Genomic DNA, 448 nt, shown 5'->3' with positions numbered 1-448 from the left:
GTAAATTAAAGGGGGATTTGTCCCCCTTTTTTAATGACTTTTGTGATTTTAATTATTTTTGTCATAAATATTCATGATTTTTTTAGTACTTTATAAAATTATAAATAATTGTTAGACAGACTCACGTGCGGGTCATCGCATACGGCTCCTCCACTTTATCCCCGTTGGGGATGTAGTTCATTATAAATGTCCAAAAGAAATACAAGTTTTATTTCGCGAAATCTTTCATTAGGAATTGCAAAATGTGCATGTAGGGTCATTGAATTTTTCCATCTAGTCATTACTAGTTGCGGAAGTTCTCCCTCCCAATTCCTTCTTCTAAGTTCCCTATGGAGTTTTCTTATTTTTCTCCAACTTCTCAGCTGAATCATCCGTAATCTTCTTCGAATCCATGAGTCCAAGTTTTGAAATAGTTTCTTTGAATAGCCAATGCCGAAGTACCTTCCCC

Annotated in this window: 1 protein-coding gene; it reads right to left on the bottom strand. The window is 35.3% G+C overall.

Translation table 11 applies throughout. The annotated features are described in order from the left end of the window. Positions 1-155 precede the first annotated feature (155 nt). Positions 156-431, bottom strand: a complete 276-nt coding sequence (locus M3189_RS27260; protein ID WP_353057499.1) for a group II intron maturase-specific domain-containing protein — start codon at positions 429-431, stop codon at positions 156-158. Between the last annotated feature and the right edge of the window lie 17 nt (positions 432-448).

Origin of the sequence: Neobacillus niacini, assembly GCF_023715415.1 — a bacterium.
GTDB classification, from domain to species: Bacteria; Bacillota; Bacilli; order Bacillales; family Cytobacillaceae; genus Neobacillus; species Neobacillus niacini_C.
This window is presented reverse-complemented; position numbering and strand designations above follow the sequence as displayed.